We start from the raw sequence: 12,423 nt of genomic DNA, 5'->3' as shown, positions 1-12,423 counted from the left end.
GCCCGGCGGATCACGCCGGACAGGCCCCGGACGGCCGGCGGCTGTCAGACGCCGTCCACCACCGTCAGGCGTCGCCCACCATCTCGCGCAGTTCCTCAAGCGTCACAGTGACGCCGGTGTGTCCCGCCTTGTCGTAGGCGACGGCGTCCTGGAGGTGCCGGGCGTTCGCGGGAGACCGCAGGAGGTACTCGGTCTCCCGGCTCGAGCCCTGACCGTCAGCGTTCGCCGTCATCCGTCGAGTTCCTCGATCCGCGCGTTCGACGCCCCCCGCTGCCCGCTCTGCTCCCGCGCCACGTCCTCCGCCGCCGACAGGACCCGTACCGCGTTCTGCCAGGTCAGCTTGGCCAGGTCGGGCCTGGACCAGCCCCTGTCGAGGAGTTCGGCGACGAGGTTGGGGTAGCCGGAGACGTCGTCGAGGCCGTCGGGGGTGAAGGCGGTGCCGTCGTAGTCGCCGCCGATGCCGATGTGGTCGACGCCCGCGGCCTCGCGCATGTGGTCGAGGTGGTCGGCGACCGTGGCGGCGGTGGCCACGGGGCGCGGGTTGCGCTCCTCGAAGGCCCGCTGCACCTTCATGGCCTCGGGCGTCATGTCGAGGTGGTGGAAGCCGTGCTCGCGCATGTTGGCGTCGGCGGCGACCGTCCAGTCCACCGCCGCCTGCAGCACGAACTTCGGCACGAACGTCACCATCGCCATGCCGCCGTTCTCGGGCAGCCGCTCCAGCACGTCGTCCGGGACGTTGCGCGGGTGGTCGCAGACGGCGCGCGCGGAGGAGTGCGAGAAGATCACCGGCGCGGCGGAGGCGTCCAGCGCGTCGCGCATGGTGGTGGCGGCGACGTGCGACAGGTCGACCAGCATGCCGAGCCGGTTCATCTCGCGGACGACCTCGCGGCCGAACGCCGAGAGCCCGCCGACGCCGGGCTCGTCGGTCGCGGAGTCCGCCCAGGGCACGTTGTCGTTGTGGGTGAGCGTCATATAGCGCACACCGAGCGCGTACAGGCCGCGCAGGGTGCCCAGGGAGCAGGCGATGGAGTGGCCGCCCTCGGCGCCCATGAGGGAGGCGACCCGGCCCTCCGCGCGCGCCGCCTCCATGTCGGCGGCGGTCAGTGCGGCCCGCAGGTCGGCCGGATGACGCTCGATGAGCCGCCGTACGCAGTCGATCTGTTCCAGGGTCGCGGGCACCGCGTCGGGCAGGTCCGAGCGGACGTACACCGACCAGTACTGCGCCCCGACGCCGCCCTGCCGGAGCCGGGGGATGTCGGTGTGCAGATGGGCGCGCTGGTCCTGGGCGATGTCGCGGGCGTCGAGGTCGTAGTCGACCTGTTCGCGCAGTGCGTACGGCAGGTCGTTGTGGCCGTCGACGACGGGGAACTCGCGCAGCAGTTCCCGGGCGCCCGCGAGGGAATCGGATGTCGTCATCGCGCCGTCACTTCCCGAAGCCGAAGCTGCCGGTGCCCTCGACCTTGGCGCGCAGGCGCCGGCCCTTCTCGGAGGCCTGGTCGTTGAGCTCCTGCTGGAAGTCCCGCATGCGGCCGAGGAGTTCCTCGTCGTGGGCGGCGAGGATCCGCGCGGCGAGCAGCCCCGCGTTGCGCGCGCCGCCGACGGACACCGTGGCGACGGGCACACCGGCCGGCATCTGCACGATGGACAGCAGGCTGTCCATGCCGTCGAGGTACTTCAGCGGCACCGGTACACCGATCACCGGCAGCGGGGTGACGGAGGCGAGCATGCCCGGGAGATGGGCGGCACCGCCCGCGCCCGCGACGATCACCTTGAGACCACGCTCCGCGGCCTGCTCGCCGTAGGCGATCATCTCGTGCGGCATCCGGTGCGCGGAGACCACGTCGACCTCGTACTCGATCTCGAACTCGGCGAGGGCCTGGGCGGCGGCCTCCATGACGGGCCAGTCGGAGTCCGACCCCATGACGATGCCAACAGCGGGGCTCATTCGGTGATCGTGCCTCTCAGATAGCCGGCAGCGTGACGGGCGCGCTCCAGCACGTCGTCGAGGTCGTCGCCGTAGGTGTTGACATGGCCGACCTTGCGGCCGGGCTTCACGTCCTTGCCGTACATGTGGATCTTCAGCTTGGGATCGCGGGCCATGCAGTGCAGATACGCGGAGTACATGTCCGGGTAGTCGCCGCCGAGGACGTTGGCCATCACGGTCCACCTCGCGCGCGGGCGCGGGTCGCCGAGCGGCAGGTCGAGGACGGCGCGGACATGGTTGGCGAACTGCGAGGTGACCGCGCCGTCCTGGCTCCAGTGGCCGGAGTTGTGCGGGCGCATCGCCAGCTCGTTGACCAGGACGCGCCCGTCGCGGGTCTGGAACAGCTCGACGGCGAGATGGCCGACCACACCGAGTTCCTTCGCGATGCGCAGCGCCATCTCCTCGGCGTGCAGGGCGAGGCCCTCGTCAAGGCCGGGGGCGGGCGCTATCACGGTGTCGCAGACGCCGTCGACCTGCCGGGACTCGACGACGGGGTAGGCGACGGCCTGGCCGTGCGGCGAGCGGACGACGTTGGCGGCGAGCTCCCGCACGAAGTCGACCTTCTCCTCCGCGAGCACCGGCACACCCGCCAGGAACGGCTCCTCGGCCTGCTCCGGGGAGTCGACGACCCACACGCCCTTGCCGTCGTAGCCGCCGCGGACGGTCTTGAGGACGACCGGGAAGCCGTCCGTGCCGTCCCCCGTGCCCTCGCCGCCCCCCAGCTCCGCGGCGAAGGCCGCCACGTCCGCGGGGCCGGTCACGATGCGGTGCCGCGGGCAGGGCACGCCGATCGCGTCGAGCTTCGCCCGCATCACGCCCTTGTCCTGGGCGTGCACCAGCGCGTCGGGGCCGGGGCGCACGGGGATGCCGTCCGCCTCCAGGGCCCTGAGGTGCTCGGTGGGCACATGCTCGTGGTCGAAGGTGATCACGTCGCATCCGCGCGCGAACTCACGCAGCGTCTGAAGGTCGCGGTAGTCGCCGACGACGACATCGCTGACGACCTGCGCCGCGGAGTCCTGCGGGGTGTCACTGAGGAGTTTGAACCTGATGCCCAACGGGATGCCCGCCTCGTGGGTCATACGAGCGAGCTGGCCACCGCCGACCATGCCGACTACCGGGAACGTCACGCCCCCAGCGTATCGGCCACGCCGCGGTGGCCGGATTCCGCTTCCGTTCCCCCTCCTCTTACCTGCTGCTTTCCGCCTTCTTGCTCAGCCGTTCCCGAGCCGTGAGCGAGCACGCGGACATTCACACAGGGGTGGTGGTTAGCATGACGGGGTTGACTTTTCCGCGAACCCGAACGGGGGCCTTCACGACCATGGACCATGGTTCCTCGGGGCTGCGCAAGATGCTGGACGAGGTTGCCAAGTTCGGGGCGGTGGGCGCCCTGGGCACGGTGGTGAACTTCGCCGTCTCCAACCTCCTCTGGCATCTGACCAGCCTCCAGGCCGTCCGCGCGAACGTGATCGCGACCGTCGTGGCCATCGGCTGCAACTACGTGGGCTTCCGCTATTTCACCTACCGGGACCGCGACAAGGGCGCCAAGAGCCGCGAGCTCACCCTGTTCCTGGCGTTCAGCGTGATCGGCCTGGTCATCGAGAACGGCATCCTCTACGCCGCGATCTACGGCTTCGGCTGGGACACCCAGCTGCAGCGGAACGTCTTCAAGGTCGTCGGCATCGGCATCGCCACGCTGTTCCGCTTCTGGTCGTACCGCACCTGGGTGTTCAAGACGCTGCCCGCCGAGGACGGCGCCGGGGCGAGGGACACGGTGGCCGGTGCGGAGGCGTTCCTCGCCGAGGCGGAGGCCGAAGCGGAGGCTGACATAGCCGGTGCGGAGGACGGTGCGGAGGCCGGTGTGGAGGCCGGTGCGCGGCTGGGCTCCCGTGTGGAGTCCGGGGTGGATCGGGTGGATGTGGCACGGCAGAAGCAGCGGACCGCGAAGCAGCGCGTCTGAGGCGTGCGCCTGCGGCTGCCGCGGGGGTGGTCGGCAGACCGTGGTCAATGGACTGTGGTCTCGGCGGACCGTCGTCTCAGCCGACCGTCGTCTCAGCGGACGGTGGGCTGCGTCCCGTCGTGCTTGCGGGACGGCGGGGTGCGGGACAGGAACAGACCGAAGACCGGCGGCTGCGCCTGGAGGAGCTCCAGCCGGCCGCCGTCGGCCTCCGCGAGGTCGCGGGCGACGGCCAGGCCGATCCCGGTGGAGTTGCGGCCGCTGATCGTCCGCTCGAAGATCCGCGCCCCGAGGTCCGCCGGGACGCCCGGCCCCTCGTCGGTCACCTCGACGACGGCCTGGTTGCCGGTGACGCGGGTGCGCAGCGCGACGGTGCCGCCGCCGTGCATCAGGGAGTTCTCGATCAGCGCCGCCAGCACCTGGGCGACCGCGGCCGGGGTGCCGACGGCCCGCAGATGCCGCTTCCCGGAGCTGACGATCGCCCGTCCGGCACTGCGGTAGGCGGGCCGCCACTCGGCGAGCTGCTGCTGGATGACCTCGTCGAGGTCGAACGGGACGGCGGAGCCGGTGCGCGGGTCACGGGAGTTGGTCAGCAGCCGCTCGACGACGTCCGTCAGGCGCTCCACCTGCGTCAGTGCGATGGTCGCCTCCTCCTTCACCGTGTCCGGGTCGTCGGTCAGGGTGATCTCCTCCAGCCGCATGGACAGCGCGGTCAGCGGGGTGCGCAGCTGGTGGGAAGCGTCGGCGGCGAGGCGGCGTTCGGCGGTGAGCATCCGGGCGATGCGCTCGGCGGAGGAGTCGAGGACGTCCGCGACACGGTCCAGTTCGGGGACGCCGTAGCGCTTGTGGCGGCGGCGCGGGTCGCCGGAGCCGAGGCGCTCGGCGGTCCGGGCGAGATCGGTGAGCGGGGAGGCGAGGCGGTTGGCCTGGCGCACCGCGAGGAGTACGGCAGCCACGACGGCCAGCAGCGCCACCAGGCCGATGATCAGCAGGGTCCGGCCGACCTCGCGGGACACGGTGGAGCGGGATTCCTGCACGGTGACCGTCTCGCCCTGCTCGCCGTCCGCCGTGGAGCGGATGACTTTGCCCTCGGGCCGGGTGCCGAGGGTGATGTTCGGCTTGCCGGGGATACGGATGACGGCGTACTGGCCCGGGGTGACCTGGCTGCGCAGGATCTCGGAGGTGACATGCTCCGCGCCGAGCAGCCGGCTGTCCACGATGCTGGCCAGCCGCACGGCCTCGGAGTCGACGCGCTCCTGGGCGCTGTTGCTGATGGTGCGGGTCTCGACGATGACGAGCGACAGCCCGAAAACAGCGATCACCACGAGCACCACGGCGAGCGTGGACTGGATCAGTCGACGGCGCATGTCCTCCAGCTTCCCCTGCGTATGCCTGTGACCGCGGCTTCGGCGGCGCCTGCGGCTGCCGCTCCGGCCACCGCTGCCACTGTGGCTGCCGCTCCGGCCACCGCTGTACCTGCGGCTCCCGCTGCGGCCACCGCTGCCACTGTGGCTGCCGCTCCGGCCACCGCTGCGACCGCGGCTCCCGCTGCGGCCGCCGCTGTGGGCAATCGTTCCGCAGGGCGGAACGGGTGGGCACAGCCCCCAGCACCGGGTGCCCACCAACCCCGGCCCACTGCCCCGACGGGGCGCCCCGAGGGACAGGAGTCACCCCGGGCCACCGGCACGCCCCGGGCCACCGGCAAGCGGCAAGCGGCAAGCGGCAAGCCCCGTGGGGCAAACCCCGTACGACGCGCCAAACCGCCAGAGGCCTCAGCTCTTCTCGAACCGGAACCCCACACCCCGCACAGTGGCGATGTACCGGGGATTCGCCGCATCGTCGCCGAGTTTCTTACGCAGCCAGGAGATGTGCATGTCGAGGGTCTTGGTCGACGACCACCAGGTGGTGTCCCAGACCTCGCGCATCAGCTGGTCCCGGGTCACGACCCGTCCGGCGTCCCGCACCAGCACCCGCAGCAGGTCGAACTCCTTGGCAGTGAGCTGGAGTTCCTCGTCGCCCATCCACGCGCGGTGCGACTCGACGTCGATGCGCACCCCGTGCGTGGCGGGCGGCTGCTGGGGCTCCGCGGCACCGCGCCGCAGCAGGGCCCGTACTCGGGCGAGGAGTTCGGCGAGCCGGAAGGGCTTGGTGACGTAGTCGTCGGCGCCCGCGTCGAGGCCGACGACGGTGTCCACCTCGTCGGCACGTGCGGTCAGGATGAGGATCGGAACGGTGTGGCCCTCTGCGCGCAGCCGGCGGGCCACTTCGAGGCCGTCCATGCCGGGCAGGCCCAGATCCAGCACGACCAGATCGACGCCGCCCTGCATCCCGGCGTCGAGCGCGGTGGGTCCGTCCTCGCGCACCTCGACCTCGTACCCCTCCCGGCGCAGGGCGCGGGCCAGCGGCTCCGAGATGGACGCGTCGTCCTCGGCGAGCAGTACACGAGTCATGAGGCTGATGGTAGTCCGACGGCGCTCGCTGCTGGGGTGTGATCGTGACGCGCGGCTTCTTACCTTCAGGCGGCCGTGGACGGGCCGGAGCTGGAGTTCCGCGGCGGTGGTGATGCCGGGACGGAATCCGATGTGCCTCCGTCGGGATTCCTTCGGGGTTCAGTCGGGGTTCCGTCGGGATTCCGATGGGAATCCGCTGAGGGCCCGCCAGGAGTCCGCCACGAGTCCGCCGAGAGCCAGCCGAGAGTCCCCTGAGAATCTGACAAGATGACAATCTGACGAGAACCTTGGAAAGGGTGGCCTTAGTTCCCGCACGACCTTGTGATCCGCGTCTCAGGTTCTTCCCTGACCGTCAATATTTCGGCTAGATTTCATCTACGCCTGTAGAACCGCACTACCCTTCGGCGACATTCCGACGCCGAAGGGCGCTTTTGCATACGGAGCGGCTCCGCCGGTTCGTGTGAGGAACGACCTGTGGCCGGGCCCCGAACCCAAAGACGCGAGCGGGGCGCGCATCCCGGTGGTCGCCGTCCACCGCTCCGTGACCCGGAGCGTAACCCCCTCAGGCGTGGGACAGGGCGGCCGGCCTTCCCCGGCACCGGCCGCCCCACCGGGCGCGAACCGTCCCCCGGAGCCTCCGGCTCGACCGAGCCGGAGACCCCTACGAGCGCGCCCCGACACCCAAGGAACGACCATGGCGTCCAGCCTGACGAAGGACTCGGTCACACCGGGCACCCCCGGTTCCGAGAAGACCTTCTTCGGCCACCCCCGCGGCCTGGCCACGCTGTTCATGACCGAGATGTGGGAGCGATTCTCCTACTACGGCATGAGAGCTCTGCTCCCGCTGTACCTGGTGGCTCCCGCCGGCCTGCACCTGAGTGCCGGTGCGGCGACCGCGATCTACTCGGTGTACGTATCGCTCGTCTACCTGCTCGCCCTCCCGGGCGGCTGGGTCGCGGACCGATTCCTCGGCCCGCGCAAGACGGTCGCCGTCGCCGGTGTGGTGATCATGTGCGGCCACCTCTCCCTTGCACTCCCGACCTCCGGCACCTTCTTCATGGGTCTCGGTCTGGTCGCCATCGGCTCCGGTCTGCTCAAGGCCAACATCTCCACGATGGTCGGCCACCTCTACGACGGCCCGGACGACGGTCGCCGTGACGGCGGCTTCACGCTCTTCTACATCGGCATCAACCTCGGAGCGTTCGCCGCGCCGCTGATCATCGGCACCGTCGGTGAGAACGTCAACTGGCACCTCGGCTTCGGTCTCGCCGCGCTCGGCATGGCGCTGGGTCTCGCCCAGTTCCTGCTCGGCACCCGCCACCTGAGCGAGCGCAGCGACATCGTCCCGACCCCGATGCCCGCCGAGCAGAAGGCCGCCACGCTGCGCAAGGGCCTGATCTGGCTCGCCATCGCCGCCGTGTTCTACGCGGTCGTCAGCTTCACCGGCCACTTCACCCTGAACTGGGCGCTGATCCCGCTCACCATCATCGGCCTGATCGTGCCGATCTTCGTGATCACCCGCATCCTGCGCGACAAGGAGCTGGACGCGGTCGAGCGGTCGAACGTGTCGGCGTACGTGTGGTTCTTCGTGGCCGCGGCCGTGTTCTGGATGATCTACGACCAGGGCGGTTCGACCCTGTCGATCTTCGCGGACGGCAAGGCCAAGAACAGCATCCTCGGCTGGGACTTCCCGGTCTCCTGGTACCAGTCGGTCAACCCGGTCATGATCATGGCGCTGGCGCCGGTGTTCGCGTGGCTGTGGCTGTGGCTGAACCGCCGCGGCAAGGAGCCGAGCACGATCGTGAAGTTCTCGTCCGCGCTCGTCCTCGTCGGTGCGTCGTTCGTGGTCTTCCTCGCCCCGCTGTCGATCGCCCAGGACGGCACCAAGGCCGCCGCGATGTGGCTGGTCGGGATCTACTTCGTCCAGACGATCGGTGAGCTGACGCTGTCCCCGGTGGGTCTGTCCGTCACCACGAAGATGGCGCCGAAGAAGTACGCCTCGCAGATGATGGGCGTCTGGTTCCTCGCGGTCACCGCGGGCGACTCCATCACCGCCCTGCTGTCCAACCCGGCGGTCGGCGGCGTCAACCTCGACCGCATGGGCTTCGTCGGCCTGGAGGCCGTCCTCGCCCTGATCGCCGGTGGCGCGGTGTGGATGTACCGCAACAAGGTCAACAAGCTGATGGCCGACGTGCACTGACGTCCGGCCACGGCAGCGGCCCTGGCTGAGGCCACGGCTGAAGCCACGGCTGGGCGGAGGGCCGCCGCGTCCCGGGGATCCCGGGGCGCGGCGGCCCTCCCTCGTTTCCGGCCCGCCGCACGGTGGCAGTGGCCATCGGCGGTAGCCGTCAGGGGTGGCCACCGGGGTCGCCGTAGGGGTCGCCGTAGGGCAGGTCACCGCGTCCGGCGCCGCGGCATGAACGTGAACACCGCACCGCCCAGCAGGATCGCCGTGCCCGCGACCAGGCCCAGCGCCTTGAGCGCGCCGTGATCACCGGAGCCGGTCTGGGCGAGGCCGCCGCTCGACGACGTACCGCTGCCCGAGGTGCCGCCCGAACCCGAGGTGCCGCCGCTCGCGCCGGACGCCTGCTGTGTGGTGTCCAGCGTCAGCGAGACCTCGGTCTTGGTCGGTGTGCAGGTGGTGGTGGTACCGAGCGCCTTGACCGTGAGGACGCCTGGCGAGAGTGTCGACTGCCCGCTCGCCCCCGGCTTGTAGGTGCCGGTCAGGTCCGGGATCGCGATCGGGTCGCCGGACTTGATGGCGGAGGAGTTGGCGGGCCCCTCGACATGGACCGTGCCCTTGTCCGAGCCGCCGAGCACGACCTCCATCGACGGCTTCACCGAGTCCTTGGGGATGTCGGCGGGGCTGTCCATCACCGATTTCTTGAACTGCACGGTGAGGTCGAAACTCCCGCCGTTCTTCTTCGCGTTGATCTGCACCGGCGAGGTGGCGTTCTTGTCCCCGATGGGTGTCTTGCAGGCGTAGGCGATCTGGACCTCCTTGCCGGTGAAGTCGGTCTGCCCGGTGCCGTCGCTCGCGGACTCCGACGGCGATGCCGACTCCGAGGCGGAGGTGGAGGCGGACGGGGACTGGGATCCCGGCTGCGAGGCGGAGTCGCTGGGATCCGGGCTGGTGCTCGGGCTCGTGCTCGGGCTGGAGCCGCCGTCCCCGGCGGTCACCTCGATGGTCGCCGCCTTCGACACGGTCACGGTCGGGGTGCACTTGGTGTCCGTCGACATCGCGTTGACGGTGTACGCGTCCGGCGTCAGCGTGACCTCGCCCGGCGCCGTCAGCTTCAGCGAGCCCTTCATGTCGGACAGCACCATGGCCGAGCCTTTGGGGATCGCCGGGTTCTCCCGCGGGCCCTGCATCGCGATGTTCCCGGTCTGCGCCCCGGCCGCCTTGAGGACGCCGGACGGCTGGACCGAGTTCGCGGGCAGATCGATGATGTTCGGGTTCTTGGACGCGGCCTGCACGAACTTCCACACCACGTCGACCGTGTCGCCCACCTTCGCGGTGGCCGGTGCGGTGATGTCGACCTTCGTGGTGCCGTCCACCGGGTCGATCCCGGCGGGCGGCACACAGTGCGTGGCGTACGACACCTCGGCGGCCTGGGCGGGCCCGGCGGCCGCGGCCAGCAGAAACCCGGCCGCGCCCAGCACCAGCGCCGACGCGGCCGCGCCCGCCCTGTGCAGGCCGCCGCGCGGACCGGCCGGGGTGACTCTCCTTGGCTTGCTCACGTGGGTCCCTTCCTGTTCGGAGTCGTCGGAGTCGTCGGAGTCGTCGGAGTCGTGGGAATCGTGGGAATCGTGGGAATCGTCGGATCCGTGGGACTCGCAGGGCCCGCAGGGCCCGCAGGACTCGTATGACCCGTAGGACTCATAGAACTCGTAGGACTCGTAGGACTGGCCGTGCTGTCGTCGTGCGGTGCGGAGAGTCGACCGGCCGGGTCCGGACCGGAGTCCGGGGTGAACCACGGCAGGGCCGAGATCGTGGGCTCGGTCTCCTCGGCGGGGGCGCCGCCGAAGCCGGGGATGATCCGGCGGCCGGCTGTACGCAGGCCGCCGATGCGCAGTCCGGGGATCCGCGGGGCGAGCCGGGGCAGCCGGGGCGCGCCGCGGCCATGGCCTCCCGAACGGCGCGGCCGCACCCGGTCGACCACGGCCATCCCGGCGCGGAACACCGCCGCCGGGACCACCAGACAGAGCAGGATCCAGAACACGGTCACGCCCCAGGGCCGTCCGACGCCCCAGGGCTGCTCGGCAAGCAGCTTGCCGCCGTATCGGAGGGAGACGGTGTAGTCGCCGTGCGCCCCGGCGGCCAGTTCGACGGGCAGCGCGATCCGGGCCCTGCCGCCGGGAGCGATGGTGCCGTGCCACTGCTGCTCGTCCCACTGCGGGGCGAACACCCCGTGCGCGGTGCCGACCCGGAAAACCGGGTCCTTGACGGCGGAGGAACCGGCGTTGCCGACGGTGAGGACGAGGGTGCGCGAGGGCGGCGCACCGAACCAGGTCAGCAGTCCGCCTGAGCCGTCGAGCCGGACGTCGGTGAGGACGGAGAGCCGGCCTGTGGAGGACTCGGCGGGCAGCGGTTCGACGGGGTGCCCGGCGACCTGGAGGACGGCGTCGGCGTCGGCGGTCGGACCGGTCGCGGTGGCCACATGCACCACGCAGGGGCAGGGCACGGGCGGTTCGGCGACCGGAAGGCTGCGGCTGAAAGCGCCCTTGGCGTCGGTGGTGACGGCTCTGCCGTCGGCGTTGGCGCAGGAGTTGGTGCCGCCGATGACACCCCGGGCCGGGGTGGCCCGTCCGCAGACGATCAGCATGAGCACGGTACGCGGCTGCCAGCCGGTACCGCTCACGGTGATCGAACCGCCCGCTCCCGCCTGGGACTTGGACAGCTTCATGGAGGGCCCGTCGGCCGCCGAGGCGGGTGCCAGGGGCGCGAGGAGCAGCGCGAGCGCCGCGAGCAGCACGGCGGGCACCGCAAGCAGCACGGCGGGCGCTACCGTCCGCCGCTTCACGCCACCGCTCCCGTCGTCAACTCGCCCTCTGGGCAGAGGTGTTCGGCGGGCGGTGGGGGCAGCTCGCCGTCCTCCGGCGTGCGGCGCCGCAGACGTCGTACGACCGCTACGACCGCTACGACGGCCCCGGCGGCCAGGGTCACGGCGACGCCCGCGCCCGCGACCGCCGCCGCCCCGCTCCACGACGCGGCCGGCACGAAGCGGACCGACATACCCGCCGTGTCGTGCGCGCCGCCCGCTGCCGTGACCGTCAGCCGTACGCCAACCGCGTCCAGGGCGGGGCGGTGCGGCCATGGCTCGCCGAGCCGGGTGCGGCTGCCGGGCGGGAGGCGGACGGGGAGGGTACGCGGGGCGCGGTCGAGGACCGTGCCGAGGACACCGTCCGCGTGCACGGCGAGGGTCGGGACGAGAACCGTCGTACCCCGGTTGACCAGCTCGTACGTGATGCGGTCACCGCGCACCGCGACATGCTCGACGGTCAGCGCGGACAGTGCCGGGCCACCGATGCGCAGCCGTACCCGCACGGTGGCAGTACGCCCGCCCCCGTCCCGTACGAGAACCGCGCCCGCCCGGTCACCCGGGGCCGCGTCCGCCGGGACCGTCAGCGCGAACGGCACATCGGCGCGGGTGCGGGCGGGGACGGTGACCCTGGTGCCGGCGAACACGAGGCGCAGGCCGCGTCCGCCGAGCCGTACCGTCACCGGGCGGGTCCCTCGGTTGGTCACGGAGACCGTGTCCCGCAGCACCGTGCCGGGTGCGCCCTCGGCGTAGAACGACGGACGTGCGCCGCCGGAGGGCGCGGCGGACCAGCCGGCGGACTGCCCGGACTGCCCGGAATGCCAGGACTGCCCGGACTGACCGGACTTCTCGGCGGAGGCAGCCGGTGCGGTGGCTGACGCGGTGGCGAGGAGGGCGAGGAGGGCGGCGAACGGGACGGCGAGGGCTGTCCGAAGGGCGCGGGGGGCGCGGTCGGCGGACGGCATGGGCGGCTCCAGCGGGCTCCAACAGGCT

Annotated in this window: 11 protein-coding genes; 2 read left to right on the top strand and 9 right to left on the bottom strand. The window is 71.4% G+C overall.

Annotated features, from left to right (window positions below; translation table 11 throughout):
- Positions 1-64: 64 nt before the first annotated feature.
- From ACSYGN_RS24380 to ACSYGN_RS24365, 4 genes are read right to left on the bottom strand one after another with little or no spacing between them, the layout of a single operon-like run.
- The gene (locus tag ACSYGN_RS24380; RefSeq protein WP_460399040.1) at positions 65-232 is read right to left on the bottom strand and encodes a type II toxin-antitoxin system Phd/YefM family antitoxin; all 168 of its coding nucleotides are present in this window, start codon (positions 230-232) and stop codon (positions 65-67) included.
- Positions 229-1,416, bottom strand: coding sequence for a dipeptidase (locus ACSYGN_RS24375; RefSeq protein ID WP_460399038.1), 1,188 nt, complete (start codon positions 1,414-1,416; stop codon positions 229-231). Before ACSYGN_RS24375 ends, ACSYGN_RS24380 begins: the two co-directional genes overlap by 4 nt.
- A 7-nt stretch (positions 1,417-1,423) precedes the next feature.
- Positions 1,424-1,945: a 5-(carboxyamino)imidazole ribonucleotide mutase gene (purE, locus tag ACSYGN_RS24370; RefSeq protein ID WP_460399035.1), complete on the bottom strand. Its 522-nt coding sequence runs from the start codon at positions 1,943-1,945 to the stop codon at positions 1,424-1,426.
- Positions 1,942-3,111: a 5-(carboxyamino)imidazole ribonucleotide synthase gene (locus ACSYGN_RS24365; protein WP_460399033.1), complete on the bottom strand. Its 1,170-nt coding sequence runs from the start codon at positions 3,109-3,111 to the stop codon at positions 1,942-1,944. Before ACSYGN_RS24365 ends, purE begins: the two co-directional genes overlap by 4 nt.
- Before the next feature lie 191 nt (positions 3,112-3,302).
- On the opposite strand from ACSYGN_RS24365, the gene ACSYGN_RS24360 reads away from it, so the two are divergent.
- Positions 3,303-3,941, top strand: a complete 639-nt coding sequence (locus ACSYGN_RS24360; protein WP_460399031.1) for a GtrA family protein — start codon at positions 3,303-3,305, stop codon at positions 3,939-3,941.
- Between the two features lie 92 nt (positions 3,942-4,033).
- Here ACSYGN_RS24360 and ACSYGN_RS24355 read toward each other — a convergent pair whose 3' ends face one another.
- Entirely contained in the window at positions 4,034-5,305 is a 1,272-nt protein-coding gene (locus ACSYGN_RS24355; protein WP_460399029.1) for an ATP-binding protein, read from the bottom strand.
- A gap of 405 nt (positions 5,306-5,710) precedes the next feature.
- Positions 5,711-6,388 carry a response regulator transcription factor gene (locus ACSYGN_RS24350; protein ID WP_018566970.1) on the bottom strand — a complete coding sequence of 226 codons (678 nt, stop codon included), beginning with the start codon at positions 6,386-6,388 and terminating at the stop codon, positions 5,711-5,713.
- A 694-nt stretch (positions 6,389-7,082) separates the two neighbouring features.
- Here ACSYGN_RS24350 and ACSYGN_RS24345 point away from each other — a divergent pair.
- Positions 7,083-8,588 carry a peptide MFS transporter gene (locus tag ACSYGN_RS24345; RefSeq protein ID WP_460399027.1) on the top strand — a complete coding sequence of 502 codons (1,506 nt, stop codon included), beginning with the start codon at positions 7,083-7,085 and terminating at the stop codon, positions 8,586-8,588.
- 194 nt (positions 8,589-8,782) lie between these two features.
- On the opposite strand, the gene ACSYGN_RS24340 is transcribed toward ACSYGN_RS24345, so the two are convergent.
- The 3 genes from ACSYGN_RS24340 to ACSYGN_RS24330 all read right to left on the bottom strand — a co-directional run bounded on the left by ACSYGN_RS24340 (position 8,783) and on the right by ACSYGN_RS24330 (position 12,395).
- Positions 8,783-10,051, bottom strand: coding sequence for a hypothetical protein (locus tag ACSYGN_RS24340; RefSeq protein WP_460403699.1), 1,269 nt, complete (start codon positions 10,049-10,051; stop codon positions 8,783-8,785).
- Between the two features lie 74 nt (positions 10,052-10,125).
- On the bottom strand, positions 10,126-11,412 hold the full coding sequence (locus ACSYGN_RS24335; RefSeq protein ID WP_460399024.1) for a neocarzinostatin apoprotein domain-containing protein: 1,287 nt from the start codon (positions 11,410-11,412) through the stop codon (positions 10,126-10,128).
- Positions 11,409-12,395 (bottom strand): COG1470 family protein, encoded by a 987-nt coding sequence (locus ACSYGN_RS24330; RefSeq protein ID WP_460399022.1) that lies wholly within the window; start codon positions 12,393-12,395, stop codon positions 11,409-11,411. The genes ACSYGN_RS24335 and ACSYGN_RS24330 overlap by 4 nt, the downstream gene beginning before the upstream one ends.
- Positions 12,396-12,423 lie beyond the last annotated feature (28 nt).

The organism is Streptomyces sp. YIM S03343, assembly GCF_054729195.1.
Note: the sequence above shows the minus strand (reverse complement) of the source record. Positions and strands in the feature narration are given on the sequence as shown.

What these genes read in the sequence shown, in the direction of transcription:
- ACSYGN_RS24345 (WP_460399027.1), top strand. Translation starts at nt 7,083, where the DNA reads ATGGCGTCCAGCCTGACGAAGGACTCGGTCACACCGGGCACCCCCGGT.
- purE (WP_460399035.1), bottom strand. Translation starts at nt 1,945, where the DNA reads ATGAGCCCCGCTGTTGGCATCGTCATGGGGTCGGACTCCGACTGGCCC.
- ACSYGN_RS24380 (WP_460399040.1), bottom strand. Translation starts at nt 232, where the DNA reads ATGACGGCGAACGCTGACGGTCAGGGCTCGAGCCGGGAGACCGAGTAC.
- ACSYGN_RS24330 (WP_460399022.1), bottom strand. Translation starts at nt 12,395, where the DNA reads ATGCCGTCCGCCGACCGCGCCCCCCGCGCCCTTCGGACAGCCCTCGCC.
- ACSYGN_RS24355 (WP_460399029.1), bottom strand. Translation starts at nt 5,305, where the DNA reads ATGCGCCGTCGACTGATCCAGTCCACGCTCGCCGTGGTGCTCGTGGTG.
- ACSYGN_RS24375 (WP_460399038.1), bottom strand. Translation starts at nt 1,416, where the DNA reads ATGACGACATCCGATTCCCTCGCGGGCGCCCGGGAACTGCTGCGCGAG.
- ACSYGN_RS24360 (WP_460399031.1), top strand. Translation starts at nt 3,303, where the DNA reads ATGGACCATGGTTCCTCGGGGCTGCGCAAGATGCTGGACGAGGTTGCC.
- ACSYGN_RS24350 (WP_018566970.1), bottom strand. Translation starts at nt 6,388, where the DNA reads ATGACTCGTGTACTGCTCGCCGAGGACGACGCGTCCATCTCGGAGCCG.